This window comes from Pseudomonas sp. zfem004, from assembly GCF_032621715.1.
In the GTDB taxonomy this organism is placed as follows: domain Bacteria; phylum Pseudomonadota; class Gammaproteobacteria; order Pseudomonadales; family Pseudomonadaceae; genus Aquipseudomonas; species Aquipseudomonas sichuanensis.
On sequence record NZ_JAVYJF010000004.1, the window covers coordinates 70,783 to 96,659 of the forward strand.

Consider the following 25,877-nt stretch of genomic DNA (forward strand, 5'->3'; position numbering starts at 1 on the left):
ATGAACAATCCTTTCATTCCCCACGTCACCGTCGACGCGCTGATTGCCCAGCGGTTGCCGTCCTGGCTTGCCGGCTTGCCTCAGGAGCAACGCAGTGCGCTGCGCCAGGCCCTTGTGCTTCAGCAGCAGGCCGAGCATCGGCTGCAACAGATGTTCGGGGCGGTCACGCCCCTTGAAGCGTTTGCCGAGAACCTGCTCGGCGAGGCCATGACGTTGATAACCGACGAGGATATCGATGTGCGTGGCGCCAGGCTGCTCAGCGTCTGGCATGAGCCCGTCGCGCCGCTCGTCGCCAGCCTGCCGCTCACCTGGCGGACCCACCGTTCCGAGCAGACCTTGCTGGCAGCGGCGTTGCACAACTTCAGCGAGGAGGAAAGCCGTGCCGAGGCATTCCATGCCGGCACGCACCTGACCGACGATCTGGGCGAAACGATCAAGGCCTTCAAGCCTGAGCAGTACGCCTGGCTATGCCGTCAGCTCGATATCGGCGGCCAGTACCAGCGCTACCTCAAGACCCACTTCGAGCCAGAGGCTGCCGAGCCCAGGCAGCAGCTCGAGCAGCAGTTGGAGGCGGTGCACCGTGCCAACTTCGACGCCGCCGTTCAACTGGCGCTGGCCAAGGGGCAGCTCGATGCGCTCAGTGGTCGGCAGTTGCGGCCGCTGCTGTCGCCAATCCCGTTGGTTGCGCTGGAGCCGGCGCTCCTGGTGCCACGCCAGCTTCACCTGCTGGGCAAGCGGGCGATCGGCGTGGTCACCCTGGAAGTGCGCCGTGACGCCGCGCCAGACGCAACGCTGGAGGGCGTGATCGCCTGGGTGCCAGGTGACCCCCACGGGGCCGTCAGTCGCCACGCCTCTTGGAATGCCTTGTATCGGGCGTTTGCCCAACGCTTTCGGCAGCCGGGTTACCCGGCGTTCTTCAAGCGCTTCCTTGCGCAGGGCGACCACATCGCCTTCGAGCGGGTGCTCGCCGGGTTGCTGGCCGAGAAGGGCTTGGTGGAACTGGACGGGCGCCACCTCGATTTCGACGGCGAGCTGTTTGTCCGGTTGCGGCAGGATCAGGTGGGGAAGATCCTGGGTGATGCGCGGGTGCTGGCGGTACCGACGGACGATGAGGATCGCCGCAGCCGCAGTGAACGCCTGGAGAGCTACCTGAACGCAGGCCTGGGCCTGCTCAATCTGGCCGCGCTGTTCGTGCCCGGGCTTGGCCTCGCCATGCTCGGCGTGGCGGCGTTGGAGATCGCCAAGGAGGTCTACGAGGGGTATGAGGACTGGCGCATCGGTGACCGCGAAGGCGCGTTGAATCATCTGTTCGGCGTAGCCGAGAACGTGGCGGCCAATGCGCTGCTGCTGGCTGGTGGTGTCGCGGTAGGCAAGGTCTTGCAGCGTGTGCATGTCGTCGATGAGCTGGTACCGGTGGTGGGTGCCGATGGCGAGGCGAGGTTGTGTCATCCCGAGCTGGAGGGTTACAGGGTCGAAGACAGTGAAGAGGATGCACTGGGCGAGGTGATCGACAACTTCACCTGGCAGCATGTGCGTACCCACGAGGGCAGCTTTGCCGTGCAGCCGCATGCCGCCAGCGACACCTGGCAGTTGCGCCATCCGCAGCGGCCGGCGGCGTTGCCGGTGGCGCTGCGGGACAATGGCGCCGGCGCCTGGCGCCATGCCCTGGAGAGTCCTCAGCACTGGCAGGGCGCGCGACTCTTGCGCCGCCTGGGCCGCGACCTGGCCGATATTCCTGAATCGACCATGGTCCAGGTGCTGGAGACCACCGGGTTCGACGAAGCGCGGTTGCGCCGGTTGCACCTCGAGGACGCACCAACGCCGGCTCGTCTGCTCGACGCTTTGGAGCGGCTTCAGCTGCATGAACAGCAGCCGGCACTGCGAGGGGACGCGTTCGACATGGCCCTGACGGCACGCCAGGCGCCTGCGGGCGAGGCTGCGCGACTGTTGCGCCGTGATTTCCCGGGGCTGACGGTGCGATGCGCCGAAGAAATCGCCGAACAGGCCAGCACGGGACAGCTTGAGCAGATGACCCGCACCTCGCGCGTACCGCTGCTGCTTGCCGAACAGGCGCGCTGGGCGCTGCGCGACAGCCGCCTGGACCGTGCCTGTGCCGGGTTGCGCCAAGCCTCGGCGATGAATGCCGATGGCGAGCGACTGGCGTTCGGGCTGCTCGACACCCTGTCGCCCTGGGCTGACGGTATCCGTGTGGTGCTGCACGATGGCCAGGCCAGTGGCCCGCAACTGCTGGTGCTGGGCAAGGCGGATGCCCTGGATGCAAGGCGTATCGTCAAGGGTGCCGGGGGCTACCAGGCCATTGCCGCAGATGGCCGGGCACTGGCTGCAGATAACCGCGAGGGCTCGCTGGTCAAGGCGTTGCTGCTGCACATGGAGCCGGTGCAGCACCTGAACCTGGGCAGTGTCACGTTGAGCGAAGGGCAATTGGCTGACGCGCTGGCCGCTCGGGCCGCCAGCCAGCGCGAAGAGGCTGCCAGGCTGCTAGGTCTGGCCCCGGTGGGCGGCGGCGTCCGGCCCCCGGTACGGTTGGGGGATGGTCGGCTGGGCTATCCACTGAGTGGTCGCGCCGAGGGTGGAAGGCAGGCGCTGCGTCACGCGTTGCGGCAGATTCATCCCGAGCTTGGCGATGCCGAACTGGATGCATTTATCGCCGAACAGCTGCAGCGGCAGGTCAATCTCTGGGACCATGTGACCGAACTTCTGCGTCAACTCCCGCAGCTCGAACAACAACTGGCGACTTGGCGCCGAGGTGCCATCGGCCGCTCGCAGCAGGTCGCGCGTAAACGCATGGCGAAATACCTGTTGCGCAGTTGGCGCCACCAGGCGTTGATGCTGGAGGGCGAGCAGATCTATATGAGCATCGAGAGCGAGAGGGTAGGGGCGATGCCTGACTTGCCGGCCAGTGTGCGCTTTGACAACGTGACGCGACTGACCCTGCGCAATCTGGATCTGGATAGCTTGAATCCAGCGTTCTTCGGCCGTTTTGGCAGGCTGCAGCGCCTGGATCTGCGGGGCAATCGGCTCACCGGTCTACCGGCGACGCTGGAAGGGCTCGACAGTTTGCAAGAGCTGGAGCTGGCGGATAATCGGATTGTCCTGGGGCCTGAGAACCGCCGGCGCCTGGAACGCCTGGGGCAACTGCGCCGCCTCAACCTGAACCGCAACCCGCTGGTTGCCGCGCCGCGTCTGGAGGGGCTGTCCCGGTTACGCCACGTGAGCCTGCGCGGTACGGGGTTGACTCAGGTGCCGCAAGGGCTGGCGGCTTTGGCAGGTCTTGAGTACGCCGACCTGCGCGGCAACCGCATCGTCACCCTCGACAATGCGTTCTTCGGTCTGCCGTCACGCAGCATCGAGCGTATCCACTTGCACGACAACCCGCTGGATCTGCGCAGTGAAGCGCGCTTGAGCGCGTTTCTCCAGGCCGAGCCCCACCGCCTGCGTCGCCTGGTCGGGCACACCGACAGCACAGTCCAGAACCGTGACGCCTGGTTGCAGTTGCTGGAGCCGGATGACCGCCTGTTGCGGGGCATACAGTGGGACAGCTTGATGCACGAACCTGGGGCAGCCGATTTTTACCAGCTGCTCGCCGATCTGCGAGCAACAGAGGATTTCATCTTTCATCGCGGTGACCTGACTGCGCGGGTCTGGCGGGTGATCGAGAGCTGCGTAGGCAATACCGGGCTGCGCGAGCGATTGTTCGAGCTGGCCGGACATCCGCGCACCTGCAGCGACAGTGTGGCGCTGAACTTCAGCTTGCTGGAGGTGCAATCCTGGGTGTACCTGCGCACTGCTGGCCAGACAGGCCCGGCGGCCGAGCGCAGCTTGCAGCGATTGGGTCGTTCGCTGTTCCGGCTCGATGAGGTCGATCGCGCGGCGTCCGAGGAAATTGCCAGGCGCGCGGCCCGTGGCATCGAGTACGACGAGGTCGAGATCCGCCTGATGTACCGCGTAGGCCTGGCACAGTCCCTGGACCTGCCTGGGCAGCCGAGCAACATGCGTTTTCCGACCAGCGCCGAGGTTTCGCATCGCAGCCTGGTGGCGGTGCGCAGCCAGGTACTGATCGCCGAGCGCACGCCGCGCTTGATGGCGTCGGTGGCCCAGCGCGAGTTCTGGCAGACGCACCTGCGCGAGACCTATGCACAACGTTTCGAAGACACCGACCAGCCCTTCTATGAGCAGTTGGAGCAGTTGCAGCAAGCCGCTCTGCCGGAGGGTGAATACCTGTCGGGCACCAGCGCGGTGGCCGAGGCCCGTGAGGCGGCTATGCAGACGCTTATCGAAACCCTGACCCAGGAAATCTTTGTCCGCAATCCGTTATGAGCGGCATGAAGCGGGGCGCAGGCGCAAGCCTGCGCCCCGCGGGCTTCAGAAGCCGAAGTCGCTCAAGCCCGGGTGATCATCGGGCCTGCGCCCCAGCGGCCAGCGGAACTTGCGCTCGGCTTCGGTGATGGGTTGCTCGTTGATGCTGGCATGGCGGTTGCGCATCAGGCCGTCCTCGGCGAACTCCCAGTTCTCGTTGCCGTAGGCGCGGTACCACTGGCCGCTGTCGTCGTGGTACTCGTAGGCGTAGCGCACGGCGATGCGGTTGCCGGTGAAGGCCCACAGCTCTTTGATCAGGCGGTATTCCAGCTCGCGGTTCCACTTGCGGGTGAGGAAGGCCTGGGCCTCCTCGCGGCTGTTGCAGAACTCGGCGCGGTTGCGCCAGTGGGTATCGAGGGTGTAGGCGAGTGCGACCTTGGCGGGGTCTCGGCTGTTCCAGCCGTCCTCGGCCAGGCGGACTTTCTCGATGGCGCTTTCGCGGGTGAAGGGCGGAAGTGGAGGGCGGGACATTGGGCGTTCCTCAGCTTGCAGTGGTCAGCGGGATGCTGTGCACGGCTTGAAGGCTAGCCCGGCAGGTTGTGCAGGGAAATCCGTGCCTGGCTCACTTCACAATTGCAGGCGGCGGAACAATTGCAGCATCAGCCGCGCGGTCACTGTCCGCGCGGCGTTTTCAGATGATCAGTCCCAAGCCGGCGCCAGACCGTCGGGGCTGACTTCGCGACCATTGCGTTCCAGGGTGGCGATCAGCGCCATGTCGTCGGCATCCAGGTGCAGGCTGCGGGCAAGCAGGTTGCTGGCCAGGTTTTCGCGCTTGGTCGACGACGGGATCACCGCGTAACCCAGCTGCAGGGCCCAGGCCAGGGCTACCTGGGCGACGGTGGCCTTGTGCTTGGCAGCAATCTGGGCAAGTACCGGGTCCTTCAGCACCTTGCCATAGGCCAGGGTCATGTAGGAGGTGGTGGTGATGCCCTGCTCCTTGAGGAAGGTAGTCAGTTTGGCGTTCTGCAGATAGGGGCTGAGCTCGATCTGGTTGGTGGCGATCTCGCCTTTGCCGACGACTTCAATGGCCTGGCGGGTCAGCTCGATGTTGAAGTTGGAAACGCCTATCTGGCGGGCCAGGCCCAGTTTCTTGGCTTCAGCCAGGGCCTGCATGTATTCGGCCAGTTCCACGCCGTTGCCCGGCGCTGGCCAGTGGATCAGCAGCAGGTCGACGTAATCGGTACGCAGCTTGGCCAGGCTCTCGCGCAGGCTCGGCAGCAGCTTGTCGGCCGCGTAGTTGTCGACCCAGATCTTGGTGGTGATGAACAGTTCGCTGCGCGGCACGCCGCTTTCGGCGATGGCCTGGCCGACCTCGGCTTCGTTCTTGTAGATCTGCGCGGTGTCGATGGCGCGGTAACCCAGCTGCAGTGCCGACTTGACCGAGTCGATGACGGCTTGGCCAGTCAGGCGGAAGGTGCCAAGGCCGAAGGATGGAATGCTCATGGGGCTGCTCCTGTGGTGGGATGCCGGGGCTGCGTGCTGCGGCATCGTTCGGATAGGCGGCAGTGTGCGGTACTCACAGGTTTTGATTAAGGCGTCGGGGCGCCAAGGTCCTTTGACCTGGAGTCATGAGTGGGTGGTTTTTTCATGCCTGGCAAAGGGGGAAACACCCTGAAAACCGCTGTGGCTTTGCGCCTTTGCACAGGTAGTTGGTCGCAATTCTCACGTTGCCTCGGAACTAACTACACTGAGATGTCTCTATGATGGCGTCGGCAGACAGCAGGGGGGGCATTGTAAGGTGACCTCCGCCTGATTAGACTGCGCCGAATTCGTACGCAAAGCCCTACGTTAAGGACGTATATGATCAAGAAATGCTTGTTCCCGGCAGCCGGTTACGGCACTCGTTTCCTGCCCGCTACCAAAGCCATGCCCAAGGAAATGCTGCCGGTGGTCAACAAGCCACTGATCCAGTATGGCGTTGAAGAAGCACTGGACGCCGGCCTGAATGAAATTTCCATCGTCACCGGCCGCGGCAAGCGCGCCCTGGAAGACCACTTCGACATCAGCTACGAGCTGGAAAACCAGATCAAGGGCACCGACAAGGAAAAATACCTGGTCGGCATCCGTCGTCTGCTGGACGAGTGCTCGTTCGCCTACACCCGCCAGACCGAAATGAAAGGCCTGGGCCACGCCATCCTCACCGGCCGCCCGCTGATCGGTGACGAGCCGTTCGCCGTGGTACTGGCCGACGACCTGTGCGTCAACCTTGAAGGCGATGGCGTGCTCGCGCAAATGGTCGCGCTGTACAAGAAGTACCGCTGCTCGATCGTTGCCATCCAGGAAGTCGATCCGCAAGAAACCAACAAGTACGGCGTCATCGCCGGTGAAGAGATCAAGGACGGCATCTTCCGCGTGGATTCCATGGTCGAGAAGCCGAAGCCGGAAGACGCACCGTCGAACCTGGCCATCATCGGCCGTTACATCCTGACCCCGGACATCTTCGAGAAGATCGAACAGACCGAGCCAGGCAAAGGCGGCGAGATCCAGATCACCGACGCCCTGATGAAGCAGGCCGCCGAAGGCAACGTGATCGCCTACAAGTTCAAGGGCAAGCGTTTCGACTGCGGTGGCGCCGAAGGCTACATCGAGGCGACCAACTTCTGCTTCGAAAACTTCTACAAGACCGGCAAGGCGTACTGAGTTCGCCCGGCAGGTCCAGGAGCCACCCTTCGGGGTGGCTTTTTTGTTTGTGGCAGGCAACGGCGCTATGCTGGGCGCCTGCCAAGGAGACTGACTACATGGCCTACGATTTTGATCTGTTCGTGATTGGCGCCGGTTCCGGCGGTGTACGTGCGGCGCGTTTCGCCGCAGGCTTCGGCGCCAAGGTGGCCGTTGCCGAGAGCCGCTACCTGGGCGGTACCTGCGTCAACATCGGCTGCGTGCCGAAAAAACTGCTGGTGTACGGCGCCCATGTCGCCGATGAGCTGGAGCAGGCCGCCGGTTTCGGCTGGACCCTGGAAGAAGGCCACTTCGACTGGGGCACCCTGATCGCCAACAAGAACCGCGAGATCGAGCGCCTCAACGGCATCTATCGCAACCTGCTGGTCAACAGCGGCGTCACCTTGCTGACCGGCCACGCGCGCATCACCGGTGCCAACGAAGTGGAAGTGGAAGGCCAGCGCTACAGCGCTGCGAACATCCTGATCGCCACCGGCGGCTGGCCGCAGGTGCCGGACATTCCGGGCAAGGAGCTGGCGATCACCTCCAACGAGGCGTTCTACCTCAAGGACCTGCCGCGCCGGGTGCTGGTGGTCGGTGGTGGCTACATCGCCGTCGAGTTTGCCGGGATCTTCCAGGGTCTGGGCGCCGATACCACGCTGCTGTACCGCGGCGACCTGTTCCTGCGCGGCTTTGATGGCTCGGTGCGCACGCACCTCAAGGAAGAGCTGGAAAAACGCGGCATGGACCTGCAGTTCAACGCCGATATCCAGCGCATCGACAAGCTCGACGACGGCAGCCTCAAGGCCACCCTCAAGGATGGCCGCGAGCTGGTCGCCGACTGCGTGTTCTACGCCACCGGGCGCCGGCCGATGCTGGACAACCTGGGCCTGGAAAATACCGGTGTGGAACTGGACGAGCGCGGCTTCATCCGTGTCGATGAGCAGTACCAGACCACCGCGCCGTCGATCCTGGCCATTGGTGATGTGATCGGCCGCGTACAGCTCACCCCGGTGGCGCTGGCCGAAGGCATGGCCGTGGCCCGTCGTTTGTTCAAGCCCGAGCAGTACCGCCCGGTGGATTACCAGAACATCCCCACCGCAGTGTTCAGCCAGCCGCCGATCGGTACCGTGGGCTTGACCGAAGAGCAGGCGCTGCAGGCCGGGCACAAGGTGCAGATCTTCGAGAGCCGCTTCCGGGCGATGAAACTGACCCTCACCGATATCCAGGAAAAGACCCTGATGAAGCTGGTGGTGGATGCCGACACCGACAAGGTGCTGGGCTGCCACATGGTCGGGCCGGATGCCGGCGAGATCATCCAGGGCCTGGGCATCGCGCTGAAGGCCGGGGCTACCAAGCAGCAGTTCGACGAGACCATCGGCGTGCACCCGACGGCGGCCGAAGAGTTCGTCACCATGCGTACCGTTACCCGCTGATCCGCGTCACCCCTGATCGCGGGGCAAGCCCGCTCCCACGCCAGAACCGTCGCTTCCATGCGATTCTGGCGTGGGAGCGGGCTTGCCCCGCGATGCTTTTTGGCTCGCGCAATCCTTTGCTCAGCTCAATCCCTTCTATTAATAAAGCCACCTTATAGCCAAAACCAATCACAAGCATGAGCTTTGCCAATGAGCCTTCAGCCGGAGCAGTCGGTAGGATTCACTCCATCAACTGATTCCAACCCCATGAAGGAGCGTCTCTCATGCCAATCATCAACAGCCAGGTCAAACCGTTCACCGCCACCGCCTACCACAAGGGCGAGTTCGTTCAGGTCAGCGAAGCCGACCTGAAAGGCAAATGGTCCGTCGTGTTCTTCTACCCGGCCGACTTCACCTTCGTCTGCCCGACCGAGCTGGGCGACCTGGCCGACAACTACGCCGAGTTCCAGAAGCTGGGCGTCGAGATCTACGGCGTGTCCACCGACACCCACTTCACCCACAAAGCCTGGCACGACACCTCGGACACCATCGGCAAGATCCAGTACCCGCTGATCGGTGACCCGACCCACATCATCTCGCGCAACTTCGACGTACTGATCGAAGAAGCTGGCCTGGCCGATCGCGGTACCTTCGTGATCAACCCGCAAGGCCAGATCAAGATCGTCGAACTGAACGACGGTGGTGTAGGCCGTGACGCTGCCGAGCTGCTGCGCAAAGTCAAAGCCGCCCAGTACGTTGCCGCCCACCCGGGTGAAGTGTGCCCGGCCAAGTGGAAAGAAGGCGAAGCCACCCTGGCGCCGTCCCTGGATCTGGTTGGCAAGATCTAAGTCGATGTGCACCTCGCGGGCGGTAGACAGCCGCCAAAGCTGAAGTACCTACCGCCCCGTAAAAACGCCCGGGCGATCCTGCCTGGGCGTTTTTGTATCCGAAGTTTGAAAAAGGAATCGCCCGTATGTTGGACGCCACGCTTAAATCGCAACTGAAAACCTACCTGGAGCGGGTCACCCAGCCGATCGAAATCGTCGCTTCCCTCGACGACGGCGCGAAGTCCCGCGAATTGCACGACCTGCTGGTGGAAATCGCCGGCCTGTCGAACCACATTACCTTCAGCGCGGACGGCAGCGACGCCCGTCGTCCTTCGTTCTCGCTGAATCGCCCTGGGGCGGACATTAGCCTGCGTTTTGCCGGCATCCCCATGGGCCACGAATTCACCTCCCTGGTGCTGGCGCTGTTGCAGGTCGGCGGCCACCCCTCGAAAGCCAGCGCCGAAGTGATCGAGCAGATCCAGGGCTTGCAGGGTGAGTTCAACTTCGAAACCTACTTCTCGCTGTCGTGCCAGAACTGCCCGGACGTGGTCCAGGCGCTGAACCTGATGGCGGTGCTCAACCCCAACGTGCGCCACGTCGCGATCGACGGCGCGCTGTTCCAGGATGAAGTGGAAAGCCGCAAGGTCATGGCCGTTCCGAGCATCTACCTGAATGGCGAAGTGTTCGGCCAGGGCCGTATGGGCCTTGAGGAAATCCTCGGCAAGATCGACACCAGTGCCGGCGCGCGTCAGGCCGAGAAGATCAATGCCAAGGACGCTTTCGACGTGCTGGTGGTCGGTGGTGGCCCGGCCGGTGCGGCGGCGGCCATCTATGCCGCGCGCAAAGGCATCCGTACCGGGGTTGCCGCCGAGCGTTTCGGCGGCCAGGTGCTCGATACCCTGGCCATCGAGAACTTCATCTCGGTGCAGGAAACCGAAGGGCCGAAACTGGCCACGGCGCTGGAAGAGCACGTCAAGCAGTACGACGTCGACATCATGAACCTGCAGCGCGGCGAAGCGCTGATCCCGGCCGTTGACGGTGGCCTGCACGAAGTACGCCTGGCCGGCGGCGCCTCGCTAAAGGCCAAGACCGTGATCCTGGCCACCGGTGCCCGCTGGCGCGAAATGAACGTGCCGGGCGAGCAGGAATACCGCGCCCGTGGCGTGGCCTACTGCCCGCACTGCGATGGCCCGCTGTTCAAGGGCAAGCGGGTGGCGGTGATCGGCGGTGGCAACTCTGGTGTGGAAGCGGCCATTGACCTGGCCGGCATCGTCGCCCAGGTGACCCTGATCGAGTTCGACAGCCAGTTGCGCGCCGACGCGGTACTGCAGCGCAAGTTGCACAGCCTGCCGAACGTCACGGTGATCACCCGTGCGCTGACCACCGAAGTGGTCGGCAATGGCGAGAAGGTGACTGGCCTGCGTTACAAGGACCGCAGCACCAATGAAGTGCATGAGCTGGCGCTGGAAGGCATCTTCGTGCAGATCGGCCTGCTGCCGAACACCGATTGGCTCAAGGGCACTGTCGAGCTGTCGCCGCGTGGCGAGATCATCGTCGATGCCAAGGGCCAGACCAGCATCCCCGGCGTGTTCGCTGCCGGTGACGTGACCACGGTGCCGTACAAGCAGATCGTCATCGCCGTGGGCGAGGGTGCCAAGGCTTCGCTGGCGGCCTTTGATCACCTGATCCGGACTTCGGCGCCGGCGTAAGGCTGTTCCGGACTCATCGCGGGGCAAGCCCGCTCCCACGAGCTTGTATCAGGCTCGTGGGAGCGGGCTTGCCCCGCGATTGCTTTGGTGTGGCAGTGGCTATCATGAAGGGCAGGCCTATTTCGGAACCACGCCATGACCCTGATCAGCCGCGAACCCTGGTGGCTCGTGCCACCCCAGCCCGGGCAGAAAGAGCAGGACCTGCACTGGGGCTACCTGGAAATCTACGCCGACGGCCGTACCGTATTCGTCGACCAGCGCCCCAGCGAGCGTGAAATGGCCGAGCGCAAGAGCTGTCGCAACTTTCCCGAAGCACTCAAGCCCTGACGTCAGCCTTCAAGCTGGGCCAGGCGTTCCTCCAGCGCGGCGATCCGCGCTTCCAGCGCTTCGATGCGCTCCTGCGAGACACTGCCGGCACTGCTGCGTGCGCCACCTTCCTGCTGACGCGCGGCGAGGATTTCCTCGATTTGGGCCGGGTCGCCCAGGGCATGGGTGTAGCGGTCCTCACGCTGGCCGGCCTGGCGCGGCAGGTGCAGGGCCAGGCCACGGGAGATCAGGCGCTCCAGCTGGTGCTGGACCTGGTCGACGTCTTCGAAATCATGCAGGCGGTTGCTGCGGGTCAGCAGTTCGTTCAGGGTTTGCGGGCCGCGCAGGAACATCAGGCCCATCAGCACCAGCTGCGCCGGTACCAGCTCCAGCGCCTTGTCCACCCGCTGTTCCCAGCGGTCGGCACGGCTGCCCATCTGCAGGCGGGCCATGTTCTGCCCTTCGAGGGCGCGCAGGGCCTGGCCAACCTGGCCGGGGGAGAGGTTCATGACAGGTTCGCGGCTGGTTTTCTGGTTGCAGGCCAGGACCAGGGCATTGAGGGTCAGGGGGTAGGTTTCCGGGCTGCTGGCCTGCTTTTCGATCAACGAACCGAGGACGCGGATTTCGGTACTGTTGAAGCGGCCTTCGCCGGTGCTTTGGTGTTCAGACATGGCCCTGTCTCATTGCGAGGAAAAGGCCACTAGCCTAGGTAAAGTGCCTGGCTTAAGCAATCGTCGAACACATCGCGGGGCAAGCCCGCTCCCACGCTATGAACTGCTACTCGAGGGTTGGATTGGTGTCCAACTTCTTTGGGGGCAGTCCAAAGCGTGGGAGCGGGCTTGCCCCGCGATGGCCCTATCAGGCGCTGCGCTGTTCCATGGCCTGGCACGCGGCGGCCGTGAACAGCACGTCGGTGGACGAGTTCAGCGCCGTCTCCGCCGAATCCTGCAGCACGCCGATGATGAAACCGACCGCCACCACCTGCATGGCGACCTCGCTGGGAATACCGAACAGGCTGCAGGCCAGCGGGATCAGCAGCAGCGAACCGCCGGCCACGCCCGAGGCGCCGCAGGCACACACCGCCGCCACCACGCTGAGCAGCACGGCGGTGGGCAGGTCGACCGGGATGCCCAGGGTGTGCACGGCCGCCAGGGTCAGCACGGTGATGGTGATCGCCGCGCCGGCCATGTTGATGGTCGCGCCCAGCGGGATCGACACCGAATAGGTGTCCTCGTGCAGGCCGAGCTTCTCCGACAGCGCCAGGTTGACCGGGATGTTGGCCGCCGAGCTACGGGTGAAGAACGCGGTGATACCGCTTTCGCGCAGGCACAGCAACACCAGCGGGTAAGGGTTGCGGCGGATTTTCCAGAACACGATCAGCGGGTTCATCACCAGGGCCACGAACAGCATGCAGCCGATCAGCACGGCCAGCAGGTGCAGGTAACCCAGCAGGGCGTCCAGGCCGGACTGTGCCAGCGTCGAGCTGACCAGGCCGAAAATGCCCAGCGGGGCGAAGCGGATGACCACGCGCACGATCAGAGTGACGCCGTTGGACAGGTCCTCGACCACGGTGCGGGTGGTGTCATTGGCATGACGCAGGGCGATGCCCAGGCCGATGGCCCAGGTCAGGATGCCGATGAAGTTGGCATTGAGCAGGGCGTTGATCGGATTGTCGACGGCGCTCAGCAGCAGGTTCTGCAGTACTTCGCTGATGCCGCCGGGTGCACTGAGCGAAGCCTCGCTGGCGCTCAGCACCAGCTGCGAGGGGAACAACATGCTGGCGGCCACGGCCACTACCGCGGCGGCAAAGGTGCCCAGCAGGTACAGCCAGAGGATCGGGCGGATATGGGTTTCCTGGCCATGGCGGTGGTTGGCGATCGAGGCCATCACCAGGATGAACACCAGCACCGGCGCAACCGCTTTCAGGGCGCTGACGAACACCTTGCCAAGGAAACCGAGGTCGAGGGCCACGGAGGGGGCGAGCAGGGCCAGCGCGATGCCGGCCACCAGGCCGATGCAGATCTGCGTCACCAGGCCGGTGCGGTTGATGAGACGAAGAACGGGGGTCATGTGCAGCGCAATCTCGGGGGTGAATGAACCGCGTACTCTACCACAGCCAGGTTTGGCACTTATCGCGGGGCAAGCCCGCTCCCACGCTACCTGGATTGCCTGAGCGTCCCGCGATGTGTTCACCAGTGAAACAACTCTCGACGGGCCCCCTCGGTGATCGCCACGATGCCCGGGTGCTTGACCTTGCGCTCCACCGAGATGGCATAGAACGACTCGTTCACCGCCTCGGTCTGGCCGATCAGTTGCACCCCGTACTGGCGGCACACTTCTTCGGCGATCACGCTGGGGGCGACGAAGATGCCGCTGCCGGACTGGCCGAAGGCCTGCATCAGCGCGCTGTCGTCGAACTCACCGACAATGCGCGGCTGCACCTGTTGCTCGGCCAACCAGCGCAGCAGGCGGCTGCGCACCACCGTTTCCTGCCCGGGAATCAACAGCGGGGCATCGTCCAGGCAGGCGGGGAAGGGCTTGTCGAGCTGGGCGGCCAGCCTGTGCGTGGCAAAGAAGCTGAGGCCGCATTCACCCAGCTTCTGGCTGTAACCCTTGATGTCCAGGTGGTTGGGCATGGGGCTGTCGGAAATCACCAGGTCCAGGCGCTGGATCGCCAGGTCTGCGAGCAGGCGCTCGAGCTTGTCTTCGCGGCAGCTGATGCGCAGCACCTCGTCCAGTTCCATGGTGGGCGCCAGCAGGCGGTAGACGATGGACTTGGGCACCACGTCGGCCACCCCCACGCGGAACAGGATCTGTTCCTGAGGGCCTGCCCGCAGCATCGCCTCCAGCTCGCCGCCGATCTGGAACATCTGCTCGGCATAGGTGAGGGCCTGGCGGCCGGTTTCCGTCAGTTCCAGCTGACGACCGACGCGCTGGAACAGCTCCAGGTTCCAGGTCTGCTCGAACAGGCTGATCTGCCCGCTGATCGTCTGCGGCGTAAGATTCAGTTGCTCGCTGGCGCGGGCGATACTCCCGGTCTTTGCTACAGCCCAGAAGTAATGAAGCTGGCGGTAGTTGAGCATGGCGTTTCCGGATTCGTAAAAACCGAAGTATATCAGCTGAAAATACGAATTTTCCGGATGTTTCAGCCCCTCTAGAATGCGACCCCATCAGGCGCCCCGTGCGCCGCACGGATATCGACAAGCGAGGACCCCATGTTGCAACTCAAATCCATTGGTACGCCCCTGGTACTGGCCCTGGCGTTGTTCGCCATGAGCGGCTGCGACCAGGCCGAGAAGTCCGCCCAGCAGATGCTCGACCAGGCCGCCGAAACGGCCAAGCAGGCCATCGACAAGACCAACGACGCCGCCCAGCAGGCGCTGAGCGACGCCATCGGCAGCGATGGCGAGAAGGCCAAGGCCGAAGACGACAAGAAAGACACCCAAGACATCTGACCCACCGGACCCGAAGCAGGACTGACCAATGGAATATTTACTGGAACTCGCCGCTAGCCCCACCGCCTGGGTTGCCCTTGCCACCCTGGTGGCCATGGAGGTCGTGCTCGGCATCGACAACCTGATCTTCATCTCGATCCTCACCAACAAGCTGCCTGAGGAGTTCCGCTCGAAGGCACGACGCATCGGTATCAGCATGGCCTTGGTCATGCGCCTGGCGCTGCTCAGCACCGTGGCCTGGATCGTCCAGCTGACCGAGCCGGTAATCGATGTGTTCGGCCACGCCTTCTCGTGGAAGGACATGATCCTCATCGCCGGTGGCTTGTTCCTGCTGTGGAAGGCGACCAAGGAGATCCATGAAAGTGTCGACCCGCATGGTGCCAAGGAAGAGTCCAAGCTCGGCAGTACCGTGACCCTTGGTTTCACTGCGGCGATCTTCCAGATCCTGCTGCTGGACATCGTCTTCTCGATCGACAGCATCATCACCGCCGTGGGCATGACCGAGCACCTGCCGATCATGATCATCGCCGTGATCAGCGCCGTGATCGTGATGCTGGTGGCCGCCGACCCGCTGGCCAAGTTCATCAACGACAACCCGACCGTGGTGATGCTGGCCCTGGGCTTCCTGATCATGATCGGCATGACCCTGATCGCCGAAGGCTTCGGCGCCCATGTACCGAAAGGCTACGTGTATGCCGCCATGGCCTTCTCGACGGTGATCGAGATGCTCAACATCATGGCCCGCCGGGCGCGCTTGAAGCGTGAGGCTGCCGAGGGTTGAGTTAGTTTCGCAACCCTTTCGCGGGGCAAGCCCGCTCCCACGCTATGAACTGCTGGATGGATGTCCAACTTCTTGATGGCAGTTCATGGCGTGGGAGCGGGCTTGCCCCGCGATGTTTCAAGACTTGCCGGCAGTCTTGCGCCGGCGCGGGGTCGTGGCCTTGGCCGCCCCTTGCTCCACCTTGCGCTTGCCCCCACCCCCACGCTTCTTCTTCCACGGTGCACCCTTGCCCCCCGGCGCCAAGGGCGGGCCGCTGATGTTCAGGCGCATCCCCGCGCAGCGCTGTACCAGCTTGCCCATCCAGGCCGACTGCCGAGCGACGAACTCCTCAAGGCTCATCTCACCGCTTTGCACCATGTCCAACGCTTGCTCCCAGATGGCCGTGGTGCCGGGGTCGGCGATGGCGCGGGGCACGGCATCGATCAGGCTGAACGCCGCAGGTGTCGCCGACAGCGCCTTGCCATTCTTGACCAGATAACCACGATCGAGCAGGCCCTGGATGATGCTGGCACGGGTCGCCTCGGTACCGATGCCCGTGGTTTCCTTGAGCTTCTGTTTGAGCAGCGGATCATCCACCAGCTTGGCGACGTTCTTCATCGCCTTGATCAGGTCGCCCTCGGTGAAGGGCTTGGGCGGCTGGGTCCACAGGTCTTTGAGTTGCAGATCATGCAGCGCGCAGTCCTGCCCTTCGCGCAGGGCGGGCAGCACCTGGGCCGGTGGTGCTTCGCGGCCTTTGGCCGGGGTGAGTGCCTCGGGCAAGGCGCGGCGCCAGCCCGGCTCGACGATCTGTTTGCCCACTGCGCGCAGCGCAAGCCCTGCGCAGTCGAACTCGGCCTGGGTGCGGTCGTATTCGTGGTTGGGCAGGAACTGCGCCAGGTAGCGGGCGCGGATCAGCGTGTAGACCGCCTTGTACTTGGGCGGCAGGCGCGCCGGGTCGCTGGCGGCGGCGGTGGGGATGATGCCGTGGTGGGCGCTGACCTTCTGGTCATTCCACGCCCGTGAGCGGCGCTGGGGCTCAAGATGGGCTTGCAGCGGTGCGAGGCTGGCGTCGGCACGCTGCAGGGCGGCGAGAATCGCCGGTGCCTCGCCGTGCTGGCTGAGTGGCAGGTAGCCGCTGTCGCTGCGCGGGTAGGTGATCAGCTTGTGGGTTTCGTACAGGGCCTGGGCGATGTCCAGTGTCTCCTGGGCGCCCAGGCCGAATTTTTTCGAGCACAGCTCCTGCAGCGTGCCCAGGTCGAAGGGTAGCGGCGCCGCTTCGCGCACGCGCTCGGTGGCAACCTTGAGCACCCGCGCCGTGCCTGCGGCCTGCATGGCGGTGGCGGCCTGCTGCGCCAACGCTTGTTGCAGGCAGCGGCCCTGGTCGTCGCAGGCGTCTTCCGGCGCGCGCCATTGGGCATTGAACACCTGGCCTGCGCTTTCCAGCTGCACGTCGATGGCCCAGAACGGCACAGGCACGAAATCGGCGATGCTGCGGTCGCGGTCCACCACCAGGCGCAATGTCGGAGTTTGCACCCGGCCCACCGGTAGCACGCCCTGGTAGCCGGACTGGCGGCCGAGCAGGGTGAACAGGCGGCTCATGTTCATGCCGATCAGCCAGTCGGCACGCGAGCGGCCCAGGGCCGAGTGGTAGAGGCTGAAGGTTTCCTGGCCAGGCAGCAGGCGCCCCAGGGCCTTGCGGATCGAGGCATCGTCCAGTGCCGACAACCACAGGCGCTGGATGGGGCCGCGGTAGCGGCAGTGCTCGACCAGTTCGCGGGCGATCATCTCGCCCTCGCGGTCGGCGTCGGTGGCGATCACCAGCTCGCGGGCCTCGCCCAGCAGGCGCTTGACCGCCTTGAACTGGCTGGCGGTCTTGGGCTTGACCGTCATCTTCCACTTGTCGGGGATGATCGGCAGGTCGTCGAGGGACCAGCGCTTGTAGCGTTCGTCGTAGCTGTCGGGTGGCGCGGTTTCCAGCAGGTGGCCGATGCACCAGGTGACGCACACGTCAGTGCCTTGCCAGCAGCCATCGCCACGGCGCTGGGCGCCGAGCACCTTGGCGATGTCTTTTGCCTGGGAGGGTTTTTCGCAGAGAAAGAGGCGCATGGCCGGCAACGCTTCATCGTTGGAGATGGGGCACTAGGATGCGCAAGGCAGGGCGGGCAGGCAAGTTTTATCTGTATGCATGTACAGGTTTTATGCCCGCACCTTTGGCAGGGTAGCCCCAGGCATGGTGTTGGACCTTGGGGCGAGCCCCGTGCGAACTTGGCCCTTCGCCCGTCAGTCGTGTCAGTGGACGATGTCGCTGGGGCGTTTTTCCTACCTGCAACAAGGACGTCAAACAATGCCCGTATTCGATTACAAGCAACTCGACAGCGCCGCCTCCGGCGCGCTTTACCAGGACGCCATGGCCCTGGCCATGTACGCCTACCATGGCATCGACGACGGCTTTGCCGCCGGCTACCAGCAGCATGGCTTCGGCCTGGGCCTGCCGGCCACGCTGGTCAAGGCCTTGATCGGCGGCAGCGACAGCCAGGGGGTGATCCCCGGCATCCCGTGGAACCCCGATTCCGAAGCCAAGGCGTTGGCCCAGGTGAAAGCCGCCGGCTGGACGCCGATCAGCGCAGAGCAGTTGGGCTACAACGGCCACACCGATGCCCGCGGTACCTTTCACGGGGAAACGCCGGGCTACACCAGTGCCCAGGTGGAGATCCTCGGGCGCTACGACGCCAATGGCCAGCTGAGCGGGATCGGCATCGCCTTCCGTGGCACCAGCGGGCCCCGCGAGAACCTGCTGGGGGACACCCTGGGCGATGCGGTGAACGACCTGTTGGCGGCGCTGGGGCCGGCCGGCTATGCCCGCGACTACGCGGCCAACGCCTTCGATGGCCTGCTCGGTAACGTCGCGGCCTTCGCCAAGGCCAACGGCCTGAGCGGCGCCGACATTACCGTCAGCGGCCACAGCCTGGGCGGCCTGGCGGTCAACAGCCTGGCCGACCTCAGCGGTGCGCGCTGGGGTGGCTTCTATGAGGATGCGCGCTACGTTGCCTTTGCCTCGCCCACCCAGGCTGCGAACCCCGACAAGGTGCTTAACATCGGCTACGAAAACGACCCCGTGTTCCGTGTGCTCGACGGCACGTCGGTCACCTGGGGCACCCTGGGCGTGCATGACGGTGCCAAGGCTTCGGCCACCGACAATATCGTCAACTTCAACGACCACTACGCTTCGGACGCCTGGAACCTGCTGCCGTTCTCCATCGGCAACATCGCTACCTGGCTGTCGCACCTGCCGGCGGCCTATACCGACGGCCTGGGCCGGGTGCTGGACTCCGGCTTCTATCAGTGGACCAGCCGCGACTCGACCATCGTGGTCAGCAACCTGTCCGACGTCACCCGGGGCTCGACCTGGGTACAGGACCTCAACCGCAACGCCGAGACGCACAAGGGCAGCACCTTCATCATCGGCAGCGAGCAGGCCGACCTTATCCAGGGCGGGCGTGGCAACGATTACCTGGAGGGGCGCGGCGGCAACGACACCTTCCGTGACGAGGGTGGCTTCAACCTGATCGACGGTGGCAGCGGCCACGACACCTTGAAGCTCGGCGACGCGCTGGCCAACCTGAGCATTGCCCGTGACGGGCAAGGGACGCTGTACGTGCGCGACGCCGAGGGCGGCATCAGCCTGGTGCGCAACGTGGAGAGCCTGGTGAGCCAGGAGACGAACCTGGTGTTCTTCAGCAAGGAGGTCAGCCACACGGTTGGCGCCGATGGCTTGTTCTCCAGCGGCAAGCTCAACCTCTATGCCGCCTCGCAAAGCGGCAGCCAGGCGGGCGACACGCTGGTGGCCGGCAAGCAGGGCCAGTGGCTGTTCGGCCTGGACGGCGACGACCGCCTGCTGGGCGGTGCGGGCAATGATGTGCTGGTGGGCGGTGCCGGCAACGACCTGCTCAGCGGCGGGGCAGGGCGTGACACCTTCCTGTTCGACGGCCATTTCGGCCAGGACCGGGTGCTGGACTTCAGCAGCCAGGACCGCCTGGTGTTCATGGGGGTGGACGGTGGCACGGCGTCGCGGGACTTCCGGGATCACCTGAGCCAGGTGGGTGATGACCTGGTGCTGACCTTCGGCAAGGACAGCGTGACCCTGGTGGGCATTGCCGGGCAGGGCCTGGCGGACGGCCAGATCGTCATCGCTTGATGGGGTGAACCCGTCGCGGCCGGGCGCCGCGGCGGGTTCAGGCCGGGATCAGTATTCCCAGAAGATGCGCTGCAGTTCCTTGCTGTCCTGGGTCTTGGTCATGGCGACCATGGCCAGGATGCGGGCTTTCTGCGGGTTCAGGTCGTGGGCCACGACCCAGTCGTTCTTGTCGTCGGGCTGTTCGGCGTTGCGCAGCACGAAGCCACCCTGGTTGACGTGGGACGAACGAATGATCTGCACGCCGTTCTTGCGCAGTTCCTGCAGAGCAGGGACGACGCGCGACGACACCGAACCGTTGCCGGTGCCGGCGTGGATGATCGCCTTGGCGCCACCCTGGGCCAGGGCCTTGTAGGCGGTGTCGGTGACGTTGCCGTAGCCGTAGGCGATGTCCACGGCCGGCAGGCTGCTGATGGTCTTGATGTCGAACTCGGAGTTGACCGTGTGGCGCTTGGCCGGCAGGCGGAACCAGTAGGACTTGCCTTCCACTACCATGCCCATCGGGCCCCAGGCGCTCTTGAAGGCTTCGGTCTTGATGTTGACCGACTTGCTCACGTCGCGGCCGGACTGGATCTCGTCGTTCATGGTCACCAGCACGCCCTTGCCACGGTTCTGCTTGTCGCTGGCCACGGCCACGGCGTTGTACAGGTTGAGCATGCCGTCGGCGGACATGGCGGTGCCCGGGCGCATGGAACCGACCACCACGATCGGCTTGTCGGTCTTCTCCACCAGGTTGAGGAAGTAGGCGGTCTCTTCCAGGGTGTCGGTGCCGTGGGTGATGACGATGCCGTCGACGTCCTTGCTGTCGGCCAGTTCGGCAACACGCTTGCCCAGCTTGAGCAGGTCGTCGTTGCTGATGCTTTCGGAGGCGATCTGCATGACCTGCTCGCCGCGCACGTTGGCGATGTCCGCCAGTTCCGGTACACCGGCGATCAGCTTGTCGATGCCGAGCTTGGCGGCCTGGTAGGTGGCGCTGTTGGCGGCGCTGGCACCGGCACCGGCGATGGTGCCGCCGGTGGCGAGGATCACCACGTTGGCGAGCTTCTGTTGTTGCTCGGCTTCCTTGGCCGAAACGGTGGTCGGCAGGGCCAGCAGCAGGGCCAGGGTCGCCGGAGTGAAGGCCTTGAGTGCGATATGGATCATAGTTCTTCTTCTCTCTTCCTATTGAGATGTTCGCTGTGTCGCACAACAGTCAGGCAGATTTCGTACCAGGCTTGACCGTTCGTCGCTTTTCATCTGTAAGCCGTTGATATTCATCATGTGTAACCTGAATGCGTGAGACTGCGCGGGCTGCCGTCGTTCGGCATCCCGAACGCACGTAGGAAAAGTGTTCGGTTTTTCGGATAAATTGCGGATAATCTGGCGCGCGTGCTGGCGCTTTGCCGACGTACTGGATTTGACAAACGCGGGACCTGTTTCCATAGTGAGTCACCGCAAACGTTTGCATCCGATAAAAATCACAAAATTCGGAGTCATTTCCATGAAGCTGCCGTTCTCCGGTCGTCCGCTGGCCGTCGCTGTACTCTCTTCGCTGATGCTTGCCCTGCCACTGACCGCCGCCCATGCCGAGGACGCGCCCAAGGTCGCACTGGTGATGAAATCTTTGGCCAACGAGTTCTTCCGCACCATGGAAGACGGCGCCAAGGACTACCAGAAAGCCCACCCCCAGGATTTCGAGCTGATCGCCAACGGCATCAAGAATGAAACCGATACCGGCGAGCAGATCCGCATCGTCGAGCAGATGGTCAACTCAGGCGCCAAGGCCCTGGTGATCGCGCCGGCCGACTCCAAGGCGCTGGTCGCGGCGGTGAAGAAGGCCATGGACAAAGGCGTGATCGTGATCAACATCGACAACCGCCTCGACCCCGAACTGCTCAAGAGCAAGGGCATCAGCGTGCCCTTCGTCGGCCCCGACAACCGCAAGGGCGCTCGCCTCGTCGGCGATTACCTGGCCAAAGAGAAGCTCAAGGCCGGCGATCAGGTCGGCATCATCGAAGGCGTGCCGACTACCACCAACGCCCAGCAGCGCACCGCCGGCTTCAAGGACGCCATGGAAGCCGCGCAGATGAAGATCGTCTCGGTGCAATCGGGCAATTGGGAGATCGACAAAGGCAACGCCGTGGCCGCCTCGATGCTCAACGAATACCCCGACCTCAAGGCGCTGCTGGCCGGCAACGACAGCATGGCGCTGGGCGCGGTCTCGGCCGTGCGCGCTGCCGGCAAGGCCGGCCAGGTGCAGGTGGTCGGCTACGACAACATCAAGGCCATCAAGCCGATGCTCAAGGATGGCCGCGTGCTCGCCACCCTCGACCAGGCCGCCAGCCAGCAGGCGGTGTATGGCATCCAGGCGGCGTTGACCATGCTCAAGGGCGAGAAGCCTGCCGTGGATGCCGACAATGTGATCCAGACGCCGGTGGAATTGATCACGAAGTGACTGTTCGTGAGTGAGAGACCTGATGCTTGAGTGGTCGTGGGAGCGGGCTTGCCCCGCGATGGGCGCACCGCGGTGGATGGCACCGGCTACGCCGGTGTTCGCGGGGCAAGCCCGCTCCCACGCAGGCAAGATCAACAAGCTGTGATTGGTTCTATCAAGAGAGGTGGCCATGTCAGTAACGGCCAATGAAACCATGCTGGCCGTCAGCGGCCTGGGCAAGACTTACGCCCAGCCGGTGCTCGGCGACGTCACCCTCGAGCTGCGCGGCGGCGAGGTGCTGGCGCTGACCGGCGAAAACGGCGCGGGCAAGTCGACCCTGTCCAAGCTGATCAGCGGCCTGGAAATCCCAACCACCGGGCAGATGCACTACCGCGGCCAGCCCTACAACCCCGGCAGCCGCGCCGAGGCGGAGCGCCTTGGGGTGCGCATGGTGATGCAGGAGCTCAACCTGCTGCCGACTCTGACCGTCGCCGAGAACCTGTTTCTCGACAACCTGCCCAGCCGCTTCGGCTGGATCAGCCAGAAGCGCCTGCGCCAGTTGGCCACGGCGGCCATGGCCCAGGTGGGCCTGGAAGCCATCGACCCGGACACCCCGGTTGGCGAGCTGGGCATCGGCCATCAGCAGATGGTCGAGATCGCCCGCAACCTGATCGGCGACTGCCATGTGCTGATCTTTGACGAGCCCACGGCCATGCTCACCAACCGTGAGGTGGAACTGCTGTTCACCCAGATCGAGCGCCTGCGCCAGCGTGGCGTAGCCATCGTCTATATCTCGCACCGCCTCGAAGAGCTGCAGCGCGTGGCCCAGCGCATCGCCGTGCTGCGCGACGGCAAGCTGGTATGCGCCGAGCCGATCCAGCGCTACAGCAGCAACGAGCTGGTCAACCTGATGGTCGGCCGCGAGCTGGGCGAACACATCGACCTTGGCCGCCGCCAGATCGGCGCGCCGTTGCTCAAGGTCGACAAGCTCAGCCGTGGCGACAAGGTGCGTGAAGTGTCGTTCGAGGTGAGGGCAGGGGAGATCTTCGGCATCTCCGGGCTGATCGGCGCCGGGCGCACCGAGCTGCTGCGCCTGATCTACGGCGCCGACCGCGCCGACAGCGGGCAGATTGCCCTTGGCTTGCCGCCGCAGCCAGTGAGCATCGACTCGCCCAAGGCCGCCGTGGCCGCCGGCATTGCCCTGATCACCGAGGACCGCAAGGGCGAAGGCTTGCTGCTGACCCAGTCGATCAGCGCCAACATCGCCTTGGGCAACCTGGGCGCCGTATCCCGCGCCGGTGTGCTCGACAGCGGCGCCGAGCGCAGCCTGGCCGAACGGCAGATCAGCGCCATGCGCATTCGCAGCGCCAGCCCGGCGCAGGCGGTGGGCGAGCTGTCCGGCGGCAACCAGCAGAAGGTGGTCATCGGCCGCTGGCTCGAGCGTGACTGCCAGGTGCTGCTGTTTGACGAGCCCACCCGCGGGATCGATGTGGGGGCCAAGTTCGACATCTATGGCCTGCTTGCCGAACTCGCTCGCCAGGGCAAGGCCCTGGTGGTGGTGTCCAGCGACCTGCGCGAGCTGATGCTGATCTGCGACCGCATCGCCGTGCTGTCCGCCGGGCGTCTGATCGACACCTTCGAGCGTGACCGCTGGAGCCAGGACCAGCTGCTTGCCGCCGCCCTTGCCGGCTACCAGAAACGTGATGCCCTGCTGCACGACGCAGCTCCCAGGATGGACGCATGAAAACCACTCCCCTCGACACCTCGGGCGCCGTGCCCGCCCGCCGCAGCGGCAACTATTATGGCCTGGGCACCTACCTGGGCCTGGCCGGCGCCTTGCTGGCGATGATCGTGCTGTTCTCGTTGCTGAGCAGCCACTTCCTGTCCTACGCCACCTTCAGCACCCTGGCCAACCAGATCCCCGACCTGATGGTGCTGGCGGTGGGCATGACCTTTGTATTGATCATCGGCGGCATCGACCTGTCGGTGGGCTCGGTGCTGGCGCTGGCCGCCTCCACGGTCAGCGTGGCGATCCTCGGCTGGGGCTGGAGCGTGCTGCCCGCCGCCTTGCTCGGCATGGCCGTGGCGGCGTTGGCCGGCAGCATCACCGGCAGCATTACCGTGGCCTGGCGTATCCCGTCGTTCATCGTCTCGCTGGGCGTGCTGGAGATGGCCCGGGGCCTCGCCTACCAGTTCACCGACTCGCGCACTGCCTACATCGGCGATGCCTTCGCCTGGTTCTCCAACCCCATCGCCTTCGGCATTTCGCCGGCCTTCATCATTGGCCTGCTGGTGATCGTGCTGGCCCAACTGGTGCTGACCCGCACGGTGTTCGGCCGCTACCTGATCGGCATCGGCACCAACGAAGAAGCCGTGCGCCTGGCCGGTATCGACCCGCGCCCGTACAAGATCCTGGTGTTCGCCCTGATGGGCGTGCTCGCCGGCCTGGCCGCGCTGTTCCAGATTTCCCGCCTGGAGGCCGCCGACCCCAACGCCGGGGCTGGGCTGGAGCTGCAGGTGATCGCCGCCGTGGTGATCGGCGGCACCAGCCTGATGGGCGGGCGCGGCTCGGTCATCAGTACGTTCTTCGGGGTGCTGATCATCTCGGTGCTGGCCGCAGGCCTTGCGCAGATCGGTGCTTCGGAACCCACCAAACGCATCATCACCGGGGCGGTCATCGTCATCGCCGTGGTGCTCGACACTTACCGTAGCCGGCGTGCGAACCGGCGGAACTGATAAAACATGGCCACCATCAAAGATGTCGCGGCACTGGCGGGTATTTCCTACACCACCGTGTCCCATGTACTGAACAAGACCCGTCCGGTCAGCGAACACGTGCGCCTTAAAGTCGAGGCGGCGATCGCCGAGCTCGACTACGTGCCCAGCGCCGTGGCCCGCTCGCTGAAAGCCCGCAGCACCGCCACCATCGGCCTGCTGGTACCCAACAGTGTCAACCCGTACTTCGCCGAGCTGGCCCGGGGTATCGAGGATGCCTGCGAGCGCAACGGCTACTGCGTGATCTTGTGCAACTCCGACGACGATCCGCAGAAGCAGCGCAGCTACCTGCGCGTGCTGCTGGAAAAACGCATTGACGGCCTGATCGTCGCCTCGGTGGGCGAGGAGCGCGACCTGCTCGACAGCCTGGCCTGCGTGCGCACGCCCATGGTCATCGTCGACCGCGCGCTGGACGGCGTCGAGGCAGACCTGGTGCGCATCGATCACGAGCACGGCGCTTACCTGGCTACCCGCCACTTGCTGGAGCTGGGCCATCGCGACATCGCCACCATCGCAGGCCCCGTGGACACTGGCGTCAGTCAGCTGCGCCTGGCCGGTTTCCGGCGGGCCATGGCCGAGGCCGGGCTGCGCATTGCCGCCGGCCATGTGCTGCACAGCGACTTCACCAGCCCCGGAGGCCATGCCGCCGCGGCGCGCCTGCTCGATGGCCAGCGGCCGACGGCGATCTTCGCCGGCAACGACATGATCGGCTTTGGCGTACTGCGCGCCGCCGCCGAACGCAATATCAACGTGCCGGGCGAGTTGTCGGTGATTGGCTTCGACGACATCGAGCTGAGCCGTTATGTGTACCCGGCGCTCACCACCGTCGGCCAGTCGATCCGCGAGCTGGGCGACAGCGCGGCGGCGCTGCTGCTGTCGCGCATTGGCGCGCCGAGCTGCGGGGCGGTGGAGCAGCGCATCGTCGCGCCGCGCATCGTCCTGCGCGAATCCACCGGGCCGCGCCCGGACCTGTTCAACGATTACCGTTAA

General features: G+C 64.7%; 20 protein-coding genes. 13 read left to right on the forward strand and 7 right to left on the reverse strand.

What is annotated here, in order from left to right; genetic code table 11:
* Positions 1-4,338, forward strand: coding sequence for an NEL-type E3 ubiquitin ligase domain-containing protein (locus RTH46_RS05820; protein ID WP_316905210.1), 4,338 nt, complete (start codon positions 1-3; stop codon positions 4,336-4,338).
* A 45-nt stretch (positions 4,339-4,383) separates the two neighbouring features.
* Here RTH46_RS05820 and RTH46_RS05825 read toward each other — a convergent pair whose 3' ends face one another.
* Together RTH46_RS05825 and dkgB are read right to left on the reverse strand one after the other, a co-directional pair.
* Positions 4,384-4,848, reverse strand: a complete 465-nt coding sequence (locus tag RTH46_RS05825; RefSeq protein WP_316905211.1) for a DUF1348 family protein — start codon at positions 4,846-4,848, stop codon at positions 4,384-4,386.
* 168 nt (positions 4,849-5,016) lie between these two features.
* Positions 5,017-5,820 (reverse strand): 2,5-didehydrogluconate reductase DkgB, encoded by an 804-nt coding sequence (gene dkgB, locus RTH46_RS05830; protein ID WP_316905212.1) that lies wholly within the window; start codon positions 5,818-5,820, stop codon positions 5,017-5,019.
* 357 nt (positions 5,821-6,177) lie between these two features.
* On the opposite strand from dkgB, the gene galU reads away from it, so the two are divergent.
* The 5 genes from galU (at position 6,178) to RTH46_RS05855 (ending at position 11,313) form a co-directional block, all read left to right on the forward strand.
* Positions 6,178-7,017 (forward strand): UTP--glucose-1-phosphate uridylyltransferase GalU, encoded by an 840-nt coding sequence (gene galU, locus RTH46_RS05835; protein WP_046855135.1) that lies wholly within the window; start codon positions 6,178-6,180, stop codon positions 7,015-7,017.
* A gap of 98 nt (positions 7,018-7,115) precedes the next feature.
* Positions 7,116-8,471, forward strand: a complete 1,356-nt coding sequence (gene gorA, locus RTH46_RS05840) for a glutathione-disulfide reductase (protein WP_316905213.1) — start codon at positions 7,116-7,118, stop codon at positions 8,469-8,471.
* A gap of 263 nt (positions 8,472-8,734) precedes the next feature.
* On the forward strand, positions 8,735-9,298 hold the full coding sequence (ahpC, locus tag RTH46_RS05845) for an alkyl hydroperoxide reductase subunit C (RefSeq protein WP_110993908.1): 564 nt from the start codon (positions 8,735-8,737) through the stop codon (positions 9,296-9,298).
* 125 nt (positions 9,299-9,423) lie between these two features.
* Entirely contained in the window at positions 9,424-10,986 is a 1,563-nt protein-coding gene (gene ahpF / locus RTH46_RS05850) for an alkyl hydroperoxide reductase subunit F (RefSeq protein WP_316905214.1), read from the forward strand.
* Between the two features lie 135 nt (positions 10,987-11,121).
* Positions 11,122-11,313, forward strand: coding sequence for a hypothetical protein (locus tag RTH46_RS05855; protein ID WP_110993906.1), 192 nt, complete (start codon positions 11,122-11,124; stop codon positions 11,311-11,313).
* A 2-nt stretch (positions 11,314-11,315) separates the two neighbouring features.
* Here RTH46_RS05855 and RTH46_RS05860 read toward each other — a convergent pair whose 3' ends face one another.
* The 3 genes from RTH46_RS05860 to nhaR form a co-directional block, all read right to left on the reverse strand.
* On the reverse strand, positions 11,316-11,963 hold the full coding sequence (locus tag RTH46_RS05860) for a YceH family protein (protein ID WP_153787499.1): 648 nt from the start codon (positions 11,961-11,963) through the stop codon (positions 11,316-11,318).
* Between the two features lie 187 nt (positions 11,964-12,150).
* Positions 12,151-13,362: a serine/threonine transporter SstT gene (sstT, locus tag RTH46_RS05865; RefSeq protein WP_153787498.1), complete on the reverse strand. Its 1,212-nt coding sequence runs from the start codon at positions 13,360-13,362 to the stop codon at positions 12,151-12,153.
* A gap of 119 nt (positions 13,363-13,481) precedes the next feature.
* Entirely contained in the window at positions 13,482-14,375 is an 894-nt protein-coding gene (gene nhaR / locus RTH46_RS05870) for a transcriptional activator NhaR (protein WP_153787497.1), read from the reverse strand.
* Between the two features lie 132 nt (positions 14,376-14,507).
* Here nhaR and RTH46_RS05875 point away from each other — a divergent pair, with 132 nt between their 5' ends.
* Positions 14,508-14,747 (forward strand): hypothetical protein, encoded by a 240-nt coding sequence (locus tag RTH46_RS05875; protein WP_046856230.1) that lies wholly within the window; start codon positions 14,508-14,510, stop codon positions 14,745-14,747.
* Positions 14,748-14,775: 28 nt separating this feature from the next.
* Positions 14,776-15,528, forward strand: coding sequence for a TerC family protein (locus tag RTH46_RS05880; RefSeq protein ID WP_153787495.1), 753 nt, complete (start codon positions 14,776-14,778; stop codon positions 15,526-15,528).
* 117 nt (positions 15,529-15,645) lie between these two features.
* Here the strand turns inward: RTH46_RS05880 and RTH46_RS05885 are convergent, their stop codons facing one another.
* Positions 15,646-17,613 (reverse strand): DNA topoisomerase III, encoded by a 1,968-nt coding sequence (locus RTH46_RS05885; RefSeq protein ID WP_316905215.1) that lies wholly within the window; start codon positions 17,611-17,613, stop codon positions 15,646-15,648.
* Between the two features lie 238 nt (positions 17,614-17,851).
* On the opposite strand from RTH46_RS05885, the gene RTH46_RS05890 reads away from it, so the two are divergent.
* Entirely contained in the window at positions 17,852-19,702 is a 1,851-nt protein-coding gene (locus RTH46_RS05890) for a polyurethanase (RefSeq protein WP_316905216.1), read from the forward strand.
* Between the two features lie 48 nt (positions 19,703-19,750).
* Here the strand turns inward: RTH46_RS05890 and RTH46_RS05895 are convergent, their stop codons facing one another.
* Complete coding sequence (locus tag RTH46_RS05895; RefSeq protein WP_153787492.1) at positions 19,751-20,842, reverse strand: asparaginase; 1,092 nt, start codon at positions 20,840-20,842, stop codon at positions 19,751-19,753.
* Positions 20,843-21,179: 337 nt separating this feature from the next.
* Between RTH46_RS05895 and RTH46_RS05900 the strand changes: the two genes are divergently transcribed.
* From RTH46_RS05900 to RTH46_RS05915, 4 genes are all read left to right on the forward strand, one after another.
* On the forward strand, positions 21,180-22,133 hold the full coding sequence (locus RTH46_RS05900) for a sugar ABC transporter substrate-binding protein (RefSeq protein ID WP_279847914.1): 954 nt from the start codon (positions 21,180-21,182) through the stop codon (positions 22,131-22,133).
* Positions 22,134-22,302: 169 nt separating this feature from the next.
* A complete protein-coding gene (locus tag RTH46_RS05905; protein ID WP_316905217.1) occupies positions 22,303-23,856 on the forward strand; it encodes a sugar ABC transporter ATP-binding protein in 1,554 nt (517 codons plus the stop codon).
* Positions 23,853-24,848: an ABC transporter permease gene (locus tag RTH46_RS05910; protein WP_153787489.1), complete on the forward strand. Its 996-nt coding sequence runs from the start codon at positions 23,853-23,855 to the stop codon at positions 24,846-24,848. The genes RTH46_RS05905 and RTH46_RS05910 overlap by 4 nt, the downstream gene beginning before the upstream one ends.
* A 6-nt stretch (positions 24,849-24,854) precedes the next feature.
* The gene (locus RTH46_RS05915; protein ID WP_279847911.1) at positions 24,855-25,877 is read left to right on the forward strand and encodes a LacI family DNA-binding transcriptional regulator; all 1,023 of its coding nucleotides are present in this window, start codon (positions 24,855-24,857) and stop codon (positions 25,875-25,877) included.

Bases quoted from the DNA above. Each gene is read 5' to 3' on its own strand.
- RTH46_RS05895 (WP_153787492.1), bottom strand. From the start codon at position 20,842: ATGATCCATATCGCACTCAAGGCCTTCACTCCGGCGACCCTGGCCCTG.
- RTH46_RS05885 (WP_316905215.1), bottom strand. From the start codon at position 17,613: ATGCGCCTCTTTCTCTGCGAAAAACCCTCCCAGGCAAAAGACATCGCC.
- RTH46_RS05900 (WP_279847914.1), top strand. From the start codon at position 21,180: ATGAAGCTGCCGTTCTCCGGTCGTCCGCTGGCCGTCGCTGTACTCTCT.
- RTH46_RS05820 (WP_316905210.1), top strand. From the start codon at position 1: ATGAACAATCCTTTCATTCCCCACGTCACCGTCGACGCGCTGATTGCC.
- RTH46_RS05910 (WP_153787489.1), top strand. From the start codon at position 23,853: ATGAAAACCACTCCCCTCGACACCTCGGGCGCCGTGCCCGCCCGCCGC.
- RTH46_RS05875 (WP_046856230.1), top strand. From the start codon at position 14,508: ATGTTGCAACTCAAATCCATTGGTACGCCCCTGGTACTGGCCCTGGCG.
- ahpC (WP_110993908.1), top strand. From the start codon at position 8,735: ATGCCAATCATCAACAGCCAGGTCAAACCGTTCACCGCCACCGCCTAC.
- dkgB (WP_316905212.1), bottom strand. From the start codon at position 5,820: ATGAGCATTCCATCCTTCGGCCTTGGCACCTTCCGCCTGACTGGCCAA.
- RTH46_RS05855 (WP_110993906.1), top strand. From the start codon at position 11,122: ATGACCCTGATCAGCCGCGAACCCTGGTGGCTCGTGCCACCCCAGCCC.
- sstT (WP_153787498.1), bottom strand. From the start codon at position 13,362: ATGACCCCCGTTCTTCGTCTCATCAACCGCACCGGCCTGGTGACGCAG.
- gorA (WP_316905213.1), top strand. From the start codon at position 7,116: ATGGCCTACGATTTTGATCTGTTCGTGATTGGCGCCGGTTCCGGCGGT.
- RTH46_RS05915 (WP_279847911.1), top strand. From the start codon at position 24,855: ATGGCCACCATCAAAGATGTCGCGGCACTGGCGGGTATTTCCTACACC.
- RTH46_RS05860 (WP_153787499.1), bottom strand. From the start codon at position 11,963: ATGTCTGAACACCAAAGCACCGGCGAAGGCCGCTTCAACAGTACCGAA.
- RTH46_RS05880 (WP_153787495.1), top strand. From the start codon at position 14,776: ATGGAATATTTACTGGAACTCGCCGCTAGCCCCACCGCCTGGGTTGCC.
- ahpF (WP_316905214.1), top strand. From the start codon at position 9,424: ATGTTGGACGCCACGCTTAAATCGCAACTGAAAACCTACCTGGAGCGG.
- galU (WP_046855135.1), top strand. From the start codon at position 6,178: ATGATCAAGAAATGCTTGTTCCCGGCAGCCGGTTACGGCACTCGTTTC.
- nhaR (WP_153787497.1), bottom strand. From the start codon at position 14,375: ATGCTCAACTACCGCCAGCTTCATTACTTCTGGGCTGTAGCAAAGACC.
- RTH46_RS05890 (WP_316905216.1), top strand. From the start codon at position 17,852: ATGCCCGTATTCGATTACAAGCAACTCGACAGCGCCGCCTCCGGCGCG.
- RTH46_RS05905 (WP_316905217.1), top strand. From the start codon at position 22,303: ATGTCAGTAACGGCCAATGAAACCATGCTGGCCGTCAGCGGCCTGGGC.
- RTH46_RS05825 (WP_316905211.1), bottom strand. From the start codon at position 4,848: ATGTCCCGCCCTCCACTTCCGCCCTTCACCCGCGAAAGCGCCATCGAG.